We start from the raw sequence: 17,069 nt of genomic DNA, 5'->3' as shown, positions 1-17,069 counted from the left end.
CAACGCAGCGTCGAAGACGCCGCGGGCACTTCCTCGCCACAAAGGCTTGCGTCCATTTCCAGGTTGAGCCTCGGTCTTCATTGGCCACCCGAACTTCCCAACAATTGGCTATTTGTACCGCGCCCCTGCACCGCTAACGTAGCGCTACACCCAATTGCTGTCCTGGAGTTCACCATGCAACCGCGCATCGATTTCTACACCGCTTCCCCCGACGCTTTCAAAGCCATGCTGGCCCTGGAAAACGCCGCCTCGAACCTGGGCCTGGAGAAGTCCCTGCTGGAGCTGGTCAAGCTGCGTTCCTCACAGATCAACGGCTGCGCCTTCTGCATCGACATGCACACCGCCGATGCCCGCAAGGACGGCGAGACCGAACGTCGCCTGTACGCCGTGACCGCCTGGCGTGAAGCGCCATTCTTCACCGGCCGCGAGCGCGCCGCACTGGCCTGGACCGAAGCCTTGACGCGCCTGAGCGACACCCACGCGCCGGACGCCGACTATGCCTTGCTGAGCGAACATTTCAGCCCCAAGGAAATGGTCGACCTGACCGTGGCGATCAACGCCATCAATGGTTGGAACCGCTTGGCGGTGGGCTTTCGCAAGATGCCTGAGGCCTGAGACGCCTCGATCCAGAAAGAATAAGCTGTGGGAGCCTCTGTGGGAGCGAGCTTGCTCGCGATAGCGGTCTGACAGTTCATGCGCCATTGATTGATACACCGCCATCGCGAGCAAGCTCGCTCCCACAGTTGATCATCGAAACGCTTCCTCCCAGCCGCTCAGGCTCCAGTCATCCCGCGCTGGGAACTTCGCCCGTTTGATCTTCTTCTACCTACAACAGGCGGCGTCAGCCGTCTTTTGCAAAGGAGTCGATCATGCAAGTTCAAGTCAATAGCAACGATATCGAAGGCAGCGCCCGCCTGCAGGAGTGGGTGGGCGGTACGGTGGTGGACACGCTGCAGCGTTTCGAGGGTCAACTGGCCCGGATTGAAGTTCATGTCAGCGATGAGAATGCCCAAAAGGGCGGCGCTGCCGACAAGCGCTGCCAGATCGAGGCACGCTTGCAAGGCCTATCGCCGATGTCGGTCTCCCACAAGGCCGCAAGCCTTGAACTGGCCGTGGAGGGCGCCGCCGAAAAAATGCTGCACGCGCTCGATCATCAGATCGGCAAACTCAACCCCGCCGTCGAACCGATGGGACGCGTGACTGCGCCCACTGATGAAGCGCCACCCGAGGTGGTGGACGCGATGCTGGAGGAAGATTTCCTCGAAAACCAAGAGGCGCGTGGCAAAGAATAAGGAGGCGATCATGACCGCTCATCAACCTTTCAGCCGGCAGGTATTGGCCGAACTCCTGGCGTTCGACGAACAGCCGAGCCTTTCGTTGTACATGCCCACGCACCGTACATTCCCTGAACGCAGCCAGGACCCGATCCGCTACAAGAACCTGGTGCGTGATCTGCAGACGCAACTGGAGCAACAGCACCCGGACCTTGACGGTGCGCCGTTGCTCCAGTCTTTTCACGCGTTGGTGGACGACCAGGACTTCTGGAATTCCAATCGGGACGGCATTGCGGTGTTCGGCGCCCGCGACTACTTCAAAGTCATTGCGGTGAATCAGCGCTTGCCGCAACGCGCCGTCGCCAACAGTCACCCTTATCTCAAGCCGTTGTTGCGGCTGGTCCAATCCACCGACCGTTATCAAGCGCTGTGCCTGACCCGCAACGAAGTCTGGCTGTATGAAGGCTCCTCGGAGCAGTTGGAGAAAATCGAGCTGGCCGAACAGGTGCCGCGCAACCAGAACGAGGCCCTGGGCGACGAGCTGACACCGGGCAACCAACAGGGTTTTCCTAACGGTTTCAGCCGCAGTGGCGAGCGTGGCGATGGGATGATGCATGAGGCCGCTGGCGGCGGTAAGCAGGACGAAATCAACCTCGACCGCGAGCGCTTTTTCCGCGTCGTGGATAAAACGATCCTGCAATACCATTCGCAACCTTCAGGGTTGCCGATGATCCTGGTGGCCCTGCCGGAAAACCAGGCCGTGTTCCGTGCCGTCAGCCACAACTCGCAACTGCTGGCCCAGGGGATCGAGATTGACCCGTCCAGGCTTGGCGTCGAGGCGTTGCGTGTCCACTGCTCGAAGCTCATGGCCCACAACTATGCCGATCACGTTGTCGACAGCTTGAATCGCTACGGCATCGCGGTGGGGCAGGGACGGGCACTGGATAACCTGGCCGACATCGCCAAGGCCGCCTGGGAAGGCCGCGTCGCGCTGCTGCTGGTGGAGGCCGAGCGCCAGGTTCCTGGCCAGCTCGACTTGGACAAGGGGCGGTTGCTGATTGACGAGAGTGGTGACGAACTGGCTCCGGATGTACTGGATGAGCTGATCCTGGCCGTGACCCGGCAGGGGGGCGAAGTGGTGGTGATTCCACCCGAGCATGTGATGCCGACCGACACGGGCGCGGCGGCGGTGTGCCGGTTCTGACCGAGCCCCACTTGTGGGAGCGAGCTTGCTCGCGATAGCGGTGTGTCAGTCAATGCTGCACGAACTGTCGGACCGCCATCGCGAGCAAGCTCGCTCCCACAGGATCTATGTTCGACTTCAAGCTTCGGACGACAGGCACCGGAATAGGTTTGCGTTACTTGAATAGTAACAATTACTATTCACGCCCCGTTTCCACAGCGCGCCGTGATGATCCCCAAGCTGCCCCGCAGACCCGGCTTTTTCGAGCATTACGAAGAGTTGATCGGCACCTGGACCCGTCGCCTGCGCAATCGCCAGCAGGCCGAGGATCTGGCCCACGACACCTTCGTACGGGTGCTTGAGGCCGATTCGAGCGAGGTCGAGCAGCCGCGGGCCTATTTGCATCAGACGGCGCGCAACATTGCAGTGGATGGCTATCGGCGCGAAGATCGACGGGGGGCCATGGAAGAGGCAGTCATCGACCCTGGTCTGTCGTTTTCGGGCGACCCGGAGCATTTCATGCACGCGATCCAACTGGCGGACTCCATCGAGCGGGCGCTTGCCGAGTTGCCTGCCAACTGCCGCACGGTGTTCGTCTGGCAGAAGATCGAAGGCCTGACCCAGGCGGAAATCGCCGAGCGCCTGGGCCTGTCAAAAAACATGGTGGAAAAGTATATGATCCGCACCCTGCGGCATCTGCGCGATCGCCTGGACGGGCCAGGCCAATGATCCGTCGCCCTCTTTCACCTGAGCCACAGGACCTTCCATGATGGATAGCCGTGAATGCCCGTGCGGGCAGGACAGGGTTCGCGACGCGGCGGCGCATTGGTTCGTGCGTTTGCAAGCGCCCGCCATGAGTATCGAGGAGCGCCAGGCTTTCAACGCCTGGCTGGACGAACATCCCAATCACCGCGACGAAATCCAGTTGCTCCAGGGCATCTGGAGCGCCACCGACCTGCTGCCCAAGGAACGCCTGCAAGCGTTGTGCGAACCACCTGCCGAACGTCCCAAGCGTCGGCCGCTGTTGCGCTACGCCGTCGCCGCCGGGGTGTTCGCGGTGGCGCTGGGGTTGGGGCTGTTCAGCGGCCTGAGTTCTTCCACCGACTACAGCGGCGAATACGCCACCGCCTTCGGCGAGCGTCGGCATATTGCCCTGCCGGACGGCTCGGTGATCGACCTCAACAGCCGCAGCCGCGTGCGGATTGAATTCGCACACCGTCAACGCCGGGTGGAACTGGCCGAAGGCGAGGCCTTGTTCACGGTCGAGCATGATGCGGGCCGACCCTTCACCGTCGAGACGGGCAACGGCCAGGTGACGGTGACCGGAACGCGCTTCGATGTGCGCCGTGACGTCGATAAGACTCGGATTGCGGTGGCCCAGGGCCGCGTCAAGGTCCAGGGACGCGCCGCGCCGCCGGCTCAGTTCGTCAGCCTGACGGCGGGTCTCGGCACCCAGATCGATGCCCAGGGCCAAGTCACCGCGCCTTACGCGGTCAACGCCGAGACGCTCACCGCCTGGCGCAGCGGCAAGCTGGTGTTCGACAACGCGCCGCTCAAGGATGTGGTTGAAGAAGTCTCCCGCTATCGCACCCAGCCCCTGCGGGTCGGCAGCGCGATGGTGGGTAACCTGCGCCTGACCAGCGTGTTCCGTGCCGACGATCCCGAGGCACTGCTCAAGGCGCTGCCGAACATCCTGCCGGTGGCCGTGCGCACCCTGGATGACGGCAGCCAGGAAATAATTGCGAAATAGATTCAGGTTTTTTCCGAGTTCATCGTCTTCTTGTCCAACTGCAACTGGTTTGCATTAACAGACGCGTATTCTTGCGATCAACAGGACAAGGTTCGACGTGAACAAAACCGCCAAACACCACAACCGTACCCCGGCACGCTGGCTGCCGCTGGCCCTGACCCTGGCGGTCAGCGCCGCAGTGCCCCAGGCGTTCGCCGACCAGGCCGCCACCGCCATTCACATCCAGGCGCAGCCGTTGGGCCAAGCCTTGAGCCAGCTCGGCCAGCAAACCGCGTTGCAGGTGTTCTTCAACCCCGAGCTGGTAGCGGGCAAGCAAGCGCCGGCGGTGGACGGCAACCTGTCCCCGGAAGCGGCCTTGCGCCAATTGCTCCAGGGCAGCGGCCTGCAATACCAGATCGATAAGGGTTCGGCGACCGTGTTGCCGGCGCCCTCAGCCTCCAGCGCTGGCCCGCTGGAGCTGGGCGCCACTGAGATCCAGGTGGTCGGTGACTGGCTCGGCGACGCCAATGCCGAGGTGGTGCAGAACCACCCCGGTGCGCGTACGGTGATCCGCCGCGAAGCGATGGTGGAGCAGGGCGCCATGAACCTCGGCGATGTGCTGCGGCGCGTACCCGGTGTGCAGGTCCAGGACGCCAACGGCACCGGCGGCAGCGATATTTCCCTGAACGTCGGCGTGCGCGGCCTGACCTCGCGCTTGTCGCCACGCTCCACGGTGTTGATCGACGGCGTACCGGCGGCATTCGCGCCCTACGGCCAGCCGCAACTGTCCATGGCGCCGATTTCCTTGGGCAACCTGGAGAGCATCGACGTGGTGCGCGGTGCCGGGTCCGTGCGCTATGGGCCGCAGAACGTCGGCGGGGTGATCAACTTCGTGACCCGTGCCATTCCGGAAAAAGCCACTGGTGAAATCGGCACCACCCTGGAAACCTCCCAGCGCGGCGGTTGGAAGCACATCGACACGGCCTTCCTCGGTGGCACCGCCGACAACGGCCTGGGCGTGGCGCTGTTGTATTCGGGCGTCAACGGTAACGGCTATCGCCAGAGCAACAACGGCAACGACATCGACGACGTGATCCTCAAGACCCATTGGGCACCGACCGACGTCGACGATTTTTCGCTGAATTTCCACTACTACGACGCCAAGGCCGACATGCCCGGTGGCCTGACCCAGGCCCAATATGACGCCGACCCGTACCAGTCCGACCGCGACTGGGACAACTTCAGCGGCCGGCGCAAGGACGTGTCGTTCAAGTGGATCCGCGAGATCAACGAGCGCACCCAGGCCGAGGTGCTGACCTATTACTCCGACAGCTACCGTGGCAGCACCATTGCCTCCCGGGACCAGCGCAACCTGGTGTCCTACCCGCGCACCTATTACACCTTCGGCATCGAGCCTCGGGTCTCCCACGTGTTCGACATGGGGCCCACCACCCAGGAAGCGAGCGTCGGTTATCGCTACTTGAAGGAAGGCATGCACGAAGAAGCCAGCCGCCTGGCGTTGCGTAATAACGAACCGGTGGTGCGCCCGGGTTCCGACGGCCACGTCTACCAGGACCGTACCGGCGGCACTGAAGCCCACGCGGTGTATATCGATGACAAGATCGATGTCGGCAACTGGACCATCACCCCGGGCATCCGCTTCGAAAGCATCAGCACCGAATGGCACGACCGTCCGGTGCTCGACACCGCCGGCCGTCCCGTGCAGGAAAAACGCCGCAGCATCGACAGCAACGAGCCGCTGCCGGCCCTGAGCGTGATGTATCACTTGTCGGACGCCTGGAAGCTGTTCGCCAACTACGAAACCTCGTTCGGCAGCCTGCAATACTTCCAGCTCGGCCAGGGCGGCGACGGCAACAACACTGCCAACGGCTTGAGCCCGGAAAAGGCCAAGACCTACGAGATCGGAACGCGTTACAACGATGACGTGTGGGGCGGGGAAGTGACGCTGTTCTACATCGATTTCGACGACGAACTGCAATACATCAGCAACGACGTGGGCTGGACCAACATGGGCGCGACCAAGCACCAGGGCCTGGAAGCTTCCGTGCACTACGACATGGCCGCGCTCGACCCGCGCCTTGAAGGCCTCACCGCCACCGCCGGTTTCACCTACACCCGGGCGACGTACGAAGGTGAGATCCCCAGCTTCAAGGGCCGTGACCTGCCGTTCTATTCCCGCCAGGTGGCCAACATGGGCCTGCGGTACGAGGTCAATCGCTGGACCTATAATCTCGACGCCTTCGCCCAGTCCAAGCAACGCTCACCCGGCAACAGCGTGAACGCCGATGGCAGCTTCAGCGGCGACTACATCACCGATGGCACCGCCGATGGGCAATACGGCGACATGCCGGGCTATGTGCTCTGGAACGTGCGCGCCGGCTATGACTTCGGCGAGCAACTGTCGAACCTGAAAGTCGGCGCCGGGGTGAAAAACCTGTTCGACCACCAGTACTACACCCGCTCCAGCGACAACAACTCGGGCATCTACGTCGGCGCACCGCGCACGTTCTTTGTGCAGGCGAGTGTGGGGTTCTGATCGAGGATCAGGCTCCTCTGGACTCAATTTCCAGGGGCTGAAATACAGTTCTTGGGGCTGAGTACCATCCTGTGGCGAGGGAGCTTGCTCCCGCTGGGCCGCGAAGCGGCCCCAAAACCTACTGAACACCGCATCCACAGGTTTACGACTGCTTCGCAGCCGAGCGGGAGCAAGCTCCCTCGCCACAGGGAATGGGATGAGGCCTCGACAAGCGGTGCCAGGCCTCAGACCTTCAACACTTTCCCACTGGCCGCCACCGCCACCAGCGATAGCGCAATCAGCCCGAAGGCAATGCTCAAGCTGCTGCCATGGGCGACGAAGCCGATCAGCGCCGGGCCGGCGAGGATGCCGGCGTAGCCGATGGTGGTGATGGCCGGCACGGCGATCGCTTCCGGCATCAGGGTCTGTTTGCCGACAGCGGTGTACAACACCGGCACGATGTTCGAACAGCCCGCGCCCACCAACGCATACCCCAGCAACGCTGCTTGCCACATGGGTGCGAGGGTTGCCAGCAGGAACCCCGCCGCAGCGATCGACCCGCCATAGATGATCACGCGCTTGGCGCCCAGGCGATGCACCACCGCGTCGCCGGTCAGGCGGCCGACGGTCATGGTCAGGGCGAACGCGGCATAACCCAACCCGGCATAGGCGGTATCCACCGCTCGCTCGGTGGTCAGGAACACCGCGCTCCAGTCCAGCACCGCGCCTTCAGCCAGGAACACGATGAAACACAGGATGCCGATAAACAGCACCACGCCATGGGGAATGGCAAACGCCGGTCCCGAGCTTTCACTGCCATACGGCAACAGGTGCGGCGCCGCCTTGAACAACGCCACCAACAGCACCCCATTGACCACCAACGTCGCCCCCAGCGGCGAAAGTCCCAGGCCGAGCAGGGCGCTCACCCCGGCTGCGCCAATGATCCCGCCCAGGCTGAACATGCCGTGGAAACCCGACATCATGGTCTTGCCGCTGGCTCGCTCGACGATCACCGCTTGCAGGTTCACGGTCGAGTCCACGGTGCCGAGCCCGGCGCCAAACAGGAACAGCGCAGCCACCAGCCAGGGCAGGGAGGTCATCGTCGCCAACAACGGCAACGCCAGGCAGATCAGGATCGTGCCGCCGCTGAGCACCCGACGGCAGCCGAACCGCGTCGCCAGCGCACCGGAAATCGGCATTGCCAGGATCGACCCGACCCCAAGGCAAAGCAGCAGCAAGCCGAGGGTGCCTTCATCCAGGTTCGCCCGGACCTTGGCGTAAGGCACCAGCGGCGCCCAGGCGGCGATGCCGATGCCGGCGATGAGATAGGCGATGCGGGTGGACATCTGTTCCAGGCGTCCGGGAATAAAGGTGGGCGGGGGCGTAATGGCAGTCATGAAACGTCCTTGGCTTTCGTGCGGTGCGGTGATGCAGGCAGGGGGCCTATGCTTGCATATCCACTGACCGCACCGCGACCCCAAGGTGCCGACGGCCTGACGTACTCTCCTTGAACACAGTGGGTCACTGCTCCTTGAACAGCCTGATGCTCACCACGTGTTCCGCCTCCACCTCAAAGTAAATAAGCGCGATGGGGATTGCCTGCTGGTCATCGAAACATTCAACAATTACGTTTCGGGCCGACGTTGCCTGGGCCGACAAGCGTTCGGCCTGGCGCAACAATCGCTTGATCTGGAGGGAGACCCGGATGGGGGGCCGGCCCTTGCGCACGCTTTCGCAAAACGCCAGCGTCACTTCTCGCGGCGTTGGCGGCGGTGGCGAGACAAGACCGGCTTCTTCGAATAACCGATTGAGTTGATCGGCCGTTGCGACCGCCCTGGGGAACCCGGTGAACGCCGAAGCCTGCGTCACCAGTTCGACCATTTCTCCCGAAGCCAGACCCGAGGCCATGCCGGTCTTGAAGTGCACGCTCAAGGGCGGGCCTGTCATGCCGGCCGCGACGATGGCGGCCAGTGTCGCGGCCTCTCGTAGGCGCGGGTCCAGGCCTGGGCGACTCTGCAAGTGACCGTACACAACGCCGACCGCCAACTCGCCGAGCCCCGGCGCGGTATGGAACAACGCGTCGAGTCGTGCGGCGCCGTCCGGCACCCGCTCGATGAAATGTTTTCGGCCTTCGCGGTAGAGCTCGGCCATGGGACGGGAAGGGATGTTGTTCATGGCGCCTCCTTGTACCGGTAGCTTGCGTATCTAAAGTACGGGTTCACCCGGCAGGTCCGCACCTGTCAACCCTGACAGGTTACGACGCGATAGTTTGCGAGTATGAAGAAGGCTTCTGGAACAAAGGCCCGGACGAATTCGGTTCAGGGGCGTGCTGGAGGTGATGATGGATCATCCAACTCAACTCAGACTGGCGAACCAGCTTCTGGACTTGATCGACCGTAACGGCACCAGCCTGGCGGCGTCGTGCTCTGTCAACCCGGTATCGAGTTACACCTGTCCAGAGCATCTCGGCCGTGAGCAGGCCCGGCTCTTTCGTTCCGGCCCACTGATGGTGGGCTTGTCCTGTGAACTGTCCGGTCCGGGTGATTACCTGACCGACGACCTGAGCGGCGTGCCCATTGCCATCATCCGCCTGCCAGATGGGGGGCTCAACGCGTTCATCAATGTCTGCCGTCATCGCGGCGCACGGTTACTGGAAGGTAACGGTACGCTGGCAAGGTCGATGACGTGTCCTTACCACGGTTGGCGCTATGACCTGCACGGTCGGCTGAAGAAGCTGGTGCCCGCCGACGGTTTCCAGGGGGTGGGTTGTGCCGAACGCGACCTGATGCGCCTGGCGGTGTTTGAGCAGCATGGGTTGATCTGGGTCAGCCCAAGCCCCGGTCACGCCATAGAACCACTGGCGTTGGCAGGAGGCTTGAACCAGGAAATAGCCGCCTATCGTTTCGAGACGTTCGTGCTTTATCGACGCCTTCAGCTCCACAAGTCGTTCAACTGGAAGATGGTCATAGAGACCTTTCTGGAGAACTGGCATTTCCCGTTCGTGCACCGCAGGACAGTCCTCCCGATCTTCCTACCCTCCGTCAGCCTGTTCGAAGCCTTCGACCGCCATGGGCGCCTGGTCATGCCACGCCGTTCGATCCTGCAGATGCGCGACCAGCCCATCGAGCAATGGAGCCTGCTCAAACACTCACTGATCATGTATTGGCTGTTTCCCAATACCCTCCTGCTCTGGCAGGCCGACCACCTGGAGACTTGGCAGGTTTACCCCAGCCAGGGGCGTCCCGACCGATGCACGGCCCAGGTGTCGCTCTATACACCGCATGCCGCCACGTCCGTTCGCGAGCGTGAGTACTGGGACAAGAACCTGGCGTTATTGATCGAGACCGTGGACGGGGAGGACTTTGCAATCAGTGAGCGTATCCAGCCAGGCCTGCGTTCCGGCGCCCAAGAATGCCTGACGTTCGGCCGTCACGAACCGGCGTTGCAGCATTTTCATCGACAGATTCAGCTCGCGCTGGAGGAGGCGCCGGTGTCCGTGGATTGAGATGAAGCGTGTGAGCGCTTGTTCCTCTGTGTTATTCGCTGGCCAGGCCTATAAAGTAGCGGCTCTTGCTGGTTGATATTGGGTCTGGTCCATGACTAAGTTTTATGACGCGCGCGGCAATATCTATGGAGTCGCTTCACCGCAGCAGGTCCGAGACCTCGGCATCGAGCTGCCCCAGTCAGCCGCCCACGCCGCGAAAGCTCGCGAAAAATGGGCGGTCGCGGCGGTGCATGCCGTTTGCAGTTGGGCGCCGGGCGAAGCGCCGCCGGATGCCAAGGCCCATCGCAGTGATGGTTTGCTGATTGGCCCGTTCCAGAATGAGCCACCCTTTGATCTGTTGATCGTCAATACCGACGGGACATTGGCCGAGCGCAGTGGCAATGGCTTGACGATTTTCTCCCAGGCCCTGCAAGAACAAGGCTTGATGGCGGCGCCTGGTGATTGCGTGCTGCAGGTTCATCACGATAAACCCGACGGCTTGTCACCGTTGCAAACCTCGGTTCGCGCCGCTGGATTCGAAGGGGTGCAAGGTTTCTGGCTGGACCTGGGCAAACCGCTGTTCGGGCCTCAGGCCGTTGCTGCCCAAGAGGTCGAGGGGGTGATGTTCAACCAGCGTGATGTCAGCCGTGTGGCGGCGCTTGAACGGTTGGACCCGGCGTGGGGCAACAGTCAGTTCGTGAGCATGGGCAATCCGCATTGCGTGACGCTGGTGGAGAAGGGCGAGGCGTTGCCAAGCAATGCGCAGATGCGTGCTGCGGCGCTGTCACGGGGCTTGACCCGCATCGCTTATGCGGCGCCCGGTGGGGCTGGTGTTCCATGCCTCAGGGGGGTGAATCTGCAATGGGCTCGGCTCGAAGCCGAAGGGCAAATCGCCGCCCGGGTGTTTGAGCGGGGCGAAGGCCCTACCGCGTCCTCGGGCACCAGCGCCAGCGCCGTGGCCAGTGCCGCGTGGCGGGTGGGTTGGGTGAAGGCGGGGGCGGTGAGGGTGGTGATGCCCGGCGGTACTGCGCCGATCTTGTTGGAGGAAGAGGCGGGGGAGCTGGTGCGGGTCAGGTTGTTTGGTGCGGCGCGGCCAACGACGTCATCGCGAGCAAGCTCGCTCCCACAGTAGATGTTCGGCGGGCACGAAATGAATGTACGACACAGATCCCCTGTGGGAGCGAGCTTGCTCGCGATAGCGGCAGTACATCGAACATCAATGCAGCTGACCCACCGCCATCGCGAGCAGGCTCGCTCCCACAGTAGATATTCGGCGGGCACAAAATGAATGTATCCCTTGTGGCAGTCAGCCAGGCTGCTGGGCAAACTCCACCACCGGCATTTGCCGCTTCATCAGCACTTCGCCATTGCGAATCGAGTAGAGCGGCAACCCTTGGCTGCGAATCACTTCGTAATCGCTATCCGCTGAAAGGATCAGCAAGTTCGCCGGGCGGCCCGGTTCCAGTCCGTAGCGCTCGCCCAGGTTCATGGCCTTGGCGCTGTTGTCGGTGACCAGGTCGAGGGCGCTTTGCAGGTTGCGATAGCCGAGCATGTGGCAGATATGCAGCCCCGCTTCCAGCACCCGCAGGATGTTGCCGTTGCCCAATGGATACCACGGGTCGACGATGGAGTCCTGGCCGAAACACACATTCATCCCGGCTTCGAGCAGCTCATTGACCCGGGTGACGCCGCGGCGTTTTGGGAAGGTGTCGAAGCGGCCTTGCAGGTGGATGCTTTCGGTCGGGCAAGAGACAAAACTGATGCCCGAGTGCCCGAGCAGGCGGAACAGCTTGGCGCAATAGGCGTTGTCGTAGGAGCCCATCGCCGTGGTATGGCTGGCGGTGACGCGGGCGCCCATGTCGCGGCTGCGGGCTTCTTCGGCGAGCACTTCGAGAAAACGCGAATGCGGGTCGTCGGTTTCGTCGCAATGCACATCCACCAGGCACCCGGTACGTTCGGCCAGGTCCATCAGGAACTTCACCGAGCTGACGCCCTGGTCGCGGGTGTATTCGAAGTGGGGAATGCCGCCCACCACGTCGGCACCCATGCGGATCGCTTCTTCCATCAGCTCGCGGCCGTTGCGGTAGGACTCGATGCCTTCCTGGGGGAACGCGACGATCTGCATGTCGATCAGGTGACGGCTTTGCTCGCGCACCTCCAGCATTGCCTTGAGGGCGGTGAGTTCGGGGTCGGTCACATCGACGTGGGTGCGCACATGCTGGATGCCATGGGCGGCGAGGGCCTGGATGGTTTTCTTGGCGCGGGTGCTGGTGTCTTCCTGGGTGATGGTGGCCTTGCGTTCGCCCCAGCACTCGATGCCTTCGAACAGCGTGCCGCTCATGTTCCAGCGCGGCTCGCCGGCGGTTAGGGTGGCGTCCAGGTGGATGTGCGGTTCGACGAAGGGCGGGACCACCAGGTTGCCGCCGGCATCGAGGTCTTCCGGGCCGAGGCTGGGGGCCTCGGTCTGGCGGGCGATGCTGGCGATCAGGCCGTTTTCCAGGTGCAGTTCATGCAAGCCTTCGCGGTTGCGCAGGCGGGCGTTGATGATGTGCATCGGGCGAATCCTTTATAGGTCTTGTAGGGGCGCGTCAGCGGTGCGGGCACCCATTACGCCGATCAATAGCACATACGTTAGCGCGCCGGTGGCGATTCCTACCAGTGGCGCGACCCACGGCGAATTGAACGCGGCGAGCGTGCCGAGCCCATAGGCCGCCAGCCCCGGCCAGTTGAACGCCGGCAACCGGGCTTCGGCCAGGCGCGGATAACGGCCGCGCCAACGGAAGAAGAAATCGGCCATGATCACCCCGCCAATGGGCGGGATCACGGTGCCCAGCAGAATCAGGTACGGCACCAGCAGGTCATACATGCCCAGCAGCGCCAGCAACGTGCCGATCACCGCGCCGCCGAGGGTCACGGCTCTGCGCCGGCGGGTGCGCAACAGGTTGCAGCCGGCCACGGCGAAGTTGTAGATGGTGTTGTCCTGGGTGCTCCAGATGTTGAGCAGCAGCATCGCCATCGCCGCCATGGCGAAGCCCTGCAGCAGCAACACTTCGACCACGTCCGGTTGTTGATAGACGATGGCCCCGTAGGCGCCGATCAGCACCATCAAACCGTTGCCCAGGAAAAAACCGATCAGGCTCGCCAGCACCGCGACCTTCGCCGAGCGGGAGAACCGCGTCCAGTTGGTGGCCTGGGTCGCGCCGCTGACGAAGGTGCCGAACACCAGGGTGATGGCCGTGGACCAATCGAGGCTGCCGGTGGGCACCACCGCCAACAAGCCCTCGAAGCCACCGACCTTCACCGTGGCGACCCACATCGACAGCATCAGCAGCAACATCATGGCCGGCACGGCGAGGTACGAGAGAATTTCCAGGCCACGATAACCGACATAGGCCGTGGCACAGAACCCCAGGCCGAACAGCACCATCAGCCACAACACCGTGCCCTGGCCCAATTCGAAATACTTGCCCAGCACCACCGCGGCCGTCGCCGTGCCCCAGGCGTACCAGCCGATCTGGGTGAACCCGAGGATCAAGTCACTGAGCTTGCTGCCCACCTCGCCGAAACAGAAACGGCCCATCAATACCGAATTGAGCCCGCTCTTGAAGGCGATGTAACCCAGGCCGGCGGCATAGAGGCCCAGCAGCAGATTACCGATGACGATGACCGTGAGCATCTCGGCAAAACCGAACGCCACGCCGAGCTTGCCACCGGCAAACATCGTGGCGGTGAAAAAGGTGAAACCCAGCAGCACCATGGCCGTGGAGGCTAGGCCCTTGCGCGCGTGCAGCGGTACTTCGCTCAGGGGATAGTCATTGCCCGGATCGTTCTGAGTCATGTGGCGGTCCTTGCGGATGAGGGGATGTCGCAAGCGTGCAGCGGCCGTGCCAAACGGGTGAGCGTGAGATTATTTATAGACAATCCTGGGGATTGGGTGGGCGAAGGGGGCGAAAGCGGTGCGGTGGTGATTCAAGTTGGAACACAATTCGCATTACCCATGAAGACCCCCTGTGGGAGCGAGCTTGCTCGCGATGGCGTCAGGTCAGCCACATAACTATCAACTGACACACCGCCATCGCGAGCAAGCTCGCTCCCACAGTGGAATGCCGGGGGCTTCAGGTTGGGGGCAACGCCAGGAACCGCAACACCGCCGCGACGACGGCTTCCGGCGCGTCTTCCTGGACCAGATGCCCGGCATTCGGCACCGGGTGCAGTTGCGCCCCTGGAATCAGCCGGTGCAGGGCCCGGCCGCGCTCGATGGGGATCCACTGGTCCTCCTCGCCCCAGAGGATCTGGGTCGGGCAGCGCACGGTCGGGTACAGGCCTTCGACCTCGCGGGTATAGCGCTCGTCCATCTGGGCGATCTGCCGGTAGAGCGCCGCCTGGCCCGGTTCGCCAAGCCATGGTTGCACGTAGGGCGCCAGTTCGGCGTCCGGGATGTCCCGTTTGATCGCGCCGCGAATATAGGTCGGCACGATGGCCCGCTGGATGTAGTCGGGCAGGCCGCTGAAGGCCGCTTCGTGCTGGCGGACATGCTGCACGAAGGGCGAACCCCAGGGCGACAACGCCACAGGATCGATCAGGGTCAGGCTGCGATAGTCCTTGCCGTTGAGCAAGTGCGTACGCAGGACTGTGGCGCCGCCGAAGTCATGGGCCACCACGTCGGGGCAATCCAGGCGCCAATGTTCCAGCAATTGTGCGAGCAGATGGTTTTGCACACCGAGGGACACGTCGGCATCGGGCTGTGCGGACTGGCCATACCCCAGCAGGTCGAAGTAATGCACCCGGTGGGTGGCGAAGAACAGCGGGGCGATGCGGTGCCACACGTAGGAAGAGAAGGGCGTGCCGTGGACGAACACCAGCGGCGGGCCGTCGCCGTGGATGGCGTAGCGGATGGGGTGTCCGTTGAAGTCGTAGGTTTGATCCAGCGGCCAGTGGGTCATGCTCGATACTCCCCGGAAAATGGCTCAGGGGGTAGAGCATAGGCCAATGCGATTCAGCAGGGGAGACACCTTTGTGGCGAGGGAGCTTGCTCCCGCTGGGGCGCGAAGCGGCCCTCAAGCCTGAGATTGCGGCGTATCAGGTTGATTGAGGTCGCTGTTTTTGGGACTGCTGCGCAGCCCAGCGGGAGCAAGCTCCCTCGCCACAGAAGCATCCATGCTACAGAAGCTTCTGTGTTCTAGGAGATGTCCAGGCCAGGTAGCTGAGCCGGTTTTTATTCGCCGTGGTAGATGCAACCGCTGGTGCAGGTCTCGTGGATGCGGATGGCGCTGAGTTCCGGCAGCAACGGCTTCAACTCATTCCAGATCCACTTGGCCAAGACTTCGCTGGTGGGGTTTTCCAGGCCAGGAATGTCGTTGAGGTAGTTGTGGTCCAGGCGCTCGTAGAGCGGTTTGAAGATCGCCTTGATCTCCGAGAAGTCGCGAATCCAGCCGGTGTGCGGATCAATATCGCCGCTCAGGTGGATCGCCACCTTGAACGAGTGACCGTGAAGGCGGCCGCACTTGTGGCCGTCCGGCACGTGGGGCAGGCGGTGGGCGGATTCGAAGGTAAACTCTTTGAAGATTTCCACAGGTTCGGGCTCTTTAGATATCGGTCGCGAGGCAGGCGGCGGAGTTTATCAGTTTGATCACGGCGTTGCGCGACCGTGCTGACTAAAGGGTCAGCAAACGCTCGCCCAAGCCACCGTTGGCCGTCAGCTCCAAAAACTCATCACCGAGCCGCCGGCTCTCATCCATCGCCGTGCGCCAATACTTGCGACGGCTCGGGTCATCGCCCATGAAACGCTTGAAATCGTTACGGTCCGGCAGCTTGCCGTAGGGCAGGCGCGCCAGGTATTCCCGGGATGGAGCCAGCAGCAACACGTCCTGCAGGCGCTCGACGTTGCCCCGGCGCCACGGCAGGCCCTTGTCGAACCAGCCGGGAATGACCCGGTCGGTGAAGTGCGGGTACAGTACGATATCCTCGCCGCTGTACGGCAAGTCCAGGTGATAGTCCAGCAAACCGCCGTCGCGGAAGGTGCCGGCACCGGCACCCGGCAGGTCGCGCACGCCTTCCATGACCATCGGGATCGAGCCCGAAGCCAGCAGGGCCTGGCGCAGGTTGCCGGCCGCAAGGGGCACGAAGCGCGACGGAAAGTCATTCAGCGGATGCAGGGGCGGGGCCAGGCGCGGGTCATGGATGATCAACCGTTCGAAATGCCGCGACAACCGCCCACGGCCCCGCAGGTTGTCGGCGATCACCGACGACAATCCCAGGCCCAGCCGGCCGCGATGATCCTGGGCGAGCAGACCGTGGCTCTTGACGACCATGATGTTGAGCCGGTATCGCGGGTTGTCGAGGATCGAAGTGTCGCGGCCGTCGAGCAAGTCATCGAGCATGCGCTGCGAACTCTGGCTGACCCCGGCCATGGTCACGCCTTTGGCGAAGCTTTGTTCGTTGTACAAAGTGCCCAGGCGTCGGATCCCTTCGGCGGCATCCGGCAGGCAGGCGCTGGCGAAGCGCCACGCCCCCACCGAGGCCCCGATCAGCGAGCGCTCCCGGGGCGCGGCGGGCAGCCATTCGCCGAACAGCGCAAGATCGAGCCCCTGGATGCCCAGGGCCTTGGGGCCACCGGCGGCGCCCGGCAGGATGCCGACGTCGACGGCGTTCAAGCCGGCCTGGCGAATCCGTCCGAACGCACGGGGGCCGGCCTTGAGGGTGAGGGCGGGAAACTTGATATGGATAGCGGTCATACCGGTCTCGAATACGGGTAGGCGGCTGATTATAACGACACAAAACCCTGTGGGAGCGAGCTTGCTAGCGAAGGCGATGGGTCAGTCTGTAAAGATGTTGGATGTGCTGCCGCTATCGCGAGCAAGCTC

Annotated in this window: 15 protein-coding genes; 8 read left to right on the top strand and 7 right to left on the bottom strand. The window is 62.9% G+C overall.

Annotated features, from left to right (window positions below; all coding sequences use genetic code 11):
- Positions 1-174 precede the first annotated feature (174 nt).
- The 6 genes from ACLH0I_RS20090 to ACLH0I_RS20065 all read left to right on the top strand — a co-directional run bounded on the left by ACLH0I_RS20090 (position 175) and on the right by ACLH0I_RS20065 (position 6,743).
- Entirely contained in the window at positions 175-615 is a 441-nt protein-coding gene (locus tag ACLH0I_RS20090; protein WP_053123536.1) for a carboxymuconolactone decarboxylase family protein, read from the top strand.
- Between the two features lie 254 nt (positions 616-869).
- Positions 870-1,292, top strand: a complete 423-nt coding sequence (locus ACLH0I_RS20085) for an HPF/RaiA family ribosome-associated protein (protein ID WP_250963153.1) — start codon at positions 870-872, stop codon at positions 1,290-1,292.
- A gap of 10 nt (positions 1,293-1,302) precedes the next feature.
- On the top strand, positions 1,303-2,478 hold the full coding sequence (locus ACLH0I_RS20080) for a hypothetical protein (RefSeq protein WP_411385196.1): 1,176 nt from the start codon (positions 1,303-1,305) through the stop codon (positions 2,476-2,478).
- A gap of 207 nt (positions 2,479-2,685) precedes the next feature.
- On the top strand, positions 2,686-3,186 hold the full coding sequence (locus tag ACLH0I_RS20075; RefSeq protein ID WP_411385195.1) for a sigma-70 family RNA polymerase sigma factor: 501 nt from the start codon (positions 2,686-2,688) through the stop codon (positions 3,184-3,186).
- Between the two features lie 37 nt (positions 3,187-3,223).
- Positions 3,224-4,207: a FecR family protein gene (locus tag ACLH0I_RS20070; protein WP_411385194.1), complete on the top strand. Its 984-nt coding sequence runs from the start codon at positions 3,224-3,226 to the stop codon at positions 4,205-4,207.
- A gap of 97 nt (positions 4,208-4,304) precedes the next feature.
- The gene (locus ACLH0I_RS20065) at positions 4,305-6,743 is read left to right on the top strand and encodes a TonB-dependent siderophore receptor (RefSeq protein ID WP_411385193.1); all 2,439 of its coding nucleotides are present in this window, start codon (positions 4,305-4,307) and stop codon (positions 6,741-6,743) included.
- Positions 6,744-6,967: 224 nt separating this feature from the next.
- Here ACLH0I_RS20065 and ACLH0I_RS20060 read toward each other — a convergent pair whose 3' ends face one another.
- A complete protein-coding gene (locus tag ACLH0I_RS20060) occupies positions 6,968-8,119 on the bottom strand; it encodes an MFS transporter (protein ID WP_411385192.1) in 1,152 nt (383 codons plus the stop codon).
- A gap of 124 nt (positions 8,120-8,243) precedes the next feature.
- Positions 8,244-8,897, bottom strand: coding sequence for a carboxymuconolactone decarboxylase family protein (locus ACLH0I_RS20055; RefSeq protein WP_411385191.1), 654 nt, complete (start codon positions 8,895-8,897; stop codon positions 8,244-8,246).
- Between the two features lie 166 nt (positions 8,898-9,063).
- Here ACLH0I_RS20055 and ACLH0I_RS20050 point away from each other — a divergent pair, with 166 nt between their 5' ends.
- Positions 9,064-10,227 (top strand): aromatic ring-hydroxylating oxygenase subunit alpha, encoded by a 1,164-nt coding sequence (locus ACLH0I_RS20050; RefSeq protein ID WP_411385190.1) that lies wholly within the window; start codon positions 9,064-9,066, stop codon positions 10,225-10,227.
- A 91-nt stretch (positions 10,228-10,318) separates the two neighbouring features.
- Positions 10,319-11,338, top strand: a complete 1,020-nt coding sequence (locus tag ACLH0I_RS20045; RefSeq protein ID WP_411385189.1) for a diaminopimelate epimerase — start codon at positions 10,319-10,321, stop codon at positions 11,336-11,338.
- A 174-nt stretch (positions 11,339-11,512) separates the two neighbouring features.
- Here ACLH0I_RS20045 and codA read toward each other — a convergent pair whose 3' ends face one another.
- The 5 genes from codA to ACLH0I_RS20020 all read right to left on the bottom strand — a co-directional run bounded on the left by codA (position 11,513) and on the right by ACLH0I_RS20020 (position 16,940).
- Positions 11,513-12,760 carry a cytosine deaminase gene (gene codA, locus ACLH0I_RS20040; protein WP_411385188.1) on the bottom strand — a complete coding sequence of 416 codons (1,248 nt, stop codon included), beginning with the start codon at positions 12,758-12,760 and terminating at the stop codon, positions 11,513-11,515.
- Positions 12,761-12,772: 12 nt separating this feature from the next.
- Positions 12,773-14,044 (bottom strand): cytosine permease, encoded by a 1,272-nt coding sequence (gene codB, locus ACLH0I_RS20035; protein WP_411385187.1) that lies wholly within the window; start codon positions 14,042-14,044, stop codon positions 12,773-12,775.
- Between the two features lie 277 nt (positions 14,045-14,321).
- Positions 14,322-15,149 (bottom strand): alpha/beta fold hydrolase, encoded by an 828-nt coding sequence (locus tag ACLH0I_RS20030; RefSeq protein ID WP_411385186.1) that lies wholly within the window; start codon positions 15,147-15,149, stop codon positions 14,322-14,324.
- 272 nt (positions 15,150-15,421) lie between these two features.
- Positions 15,422-15,778 carry a 6-carboxytetrahydropterin synthase QueD gene (queD, locus tag ACLH0I_RS20025; RefSeq protein ID WP_003203918.1) on the bottom strand — a complete coding sequence of 119 codons (357 nt, stop codon included), beginning with the start codon at positions 15,776-15,778 and terminating at the stop codon, positions 15,422-15,424.
- Between the two features lie 82 nt (positions 15,779-15,860).
- Positions 15,861-16,940, bottom strand: a complete 1,080-nt coding sequence (locus tag ACLH0I_RS20020) for a patatin-like phospholipase family protein (protein WP_411385185.1) — start codon at positions 16,938-16,940, stop codon at positions 15,861-15,863.
- Positions 16,941-17,069: the final 129 nt, after the last annotated feature.

This window comes from Pseudomonas sp. MPB03, from assembly GCF_046605385.1.
Taxonomy (GTDB): Bacteria; Pseudomonadota; Gammaproteobacteria; order Pseudomonadales; family Pseudomonadaceae; genus Aquipseudomonas; species Aquipseudomonas zanjanensis.
Note: the sequence above shows the minus strand (reverse complement) of the source record. Positions and strands in the feature narration are given on the sequence as shown.

Excerpts from the sequence above, each read along its gene's own strand:
- ACLH0I_RS20090 (WP_053123536.1), top strand. The coding sequence starts at position 175 with ATGCAACCGCGCATCGATTTCTACACCGCTTCCCCCGACGCTTTCAAA.
- ACLH0I_RS20085 (WP_250963153.1), top strand. The coding sequence starts at position 870 with ATGCAAGTTCAAGTCAATAGCAACGATATCGAAGGCAGCGCCCGCCTG.
- ACLH0I_RS20080 (WP_411385196.1), top strand. The coding sequence starts at position 1,303 with ATGACCGCTCATCAACCTTTCAGCCGGCAGGTATTGGCCGAACTCCTG.
- ACLH0I_RS20075 (WP_411385195.1), top strand. The coding sequence starts at position 2,686 with ATGATCCCCAAGCTGCCCCGCAGACCCGGCTTTTTCGAGCATTACGAA.
- ACLH0I_RS20070 (WP_411385194.1), top strand. The coding sequence starts at position 3,224 with ATGATGGATAGCCGTGAATGCCCGTGCGGGCAGGACAGGGTTCGCGAC.
- ACLH0I_RS20060 (WP_411385192.1), bottom strand. The coding sequence starts at position 8,119 with ATGACTGCCATTACGCCCCCGCCCACCTTTATTCCCGGACGCCTGGAA.
- ACLH0I_RS20055 (WP_411385191.1), bottom strand. The coding sequence starts at position 8,897 with ATGAACAACATCCCTTCCCGTCCCATGGCCGAGCTCTACCGCGAAGGC.
- ACLH0I_RS20050 (WP_411385190.1), top strand. The coding sequence starts at position 9,064 with ATGGATCATCCAACTCAACTCAGACTGGCGAACCAGCTTCTGGACTTG.
- ACLH0I_RS20045 (WP_411385189.1), top strand. The coding sequence starts at position 10,319 with ATGACTAAGTTTTATGACGCGCGCGGCAATATCTATGGAGTCGCTTCA.
- codA (WP_411385188.1), bottom strand. The coding sequence starts at position 12,760 with ATGCACATCATCAACGCCCGCCTGCGCAACCGCGAAGGCTTGCATGAA.
- codB (WP_411385187.1), bottom strand. The coding sequence starts at position 14,044 with ATGACTCAGAACGATCCGGGCAATGACTATCCCCTGAGCGAAGTACCG.
- ACLH0I_RS20030 (WP_411385186.1), bottom strand. The coding sequence starts at position 15,149 with ATGACCCACTGGCCGCTGGATCAAACCTACGACTTCAACGGACACCCC.
- ACLH0I_RS20020 (WP_411385185.1), bottom strand. The coding sequence starts at position 16,940 with ATGACCGCTATCCATATCAAGTTTCCCGCCCTCACCCTCAAGGCCGGC.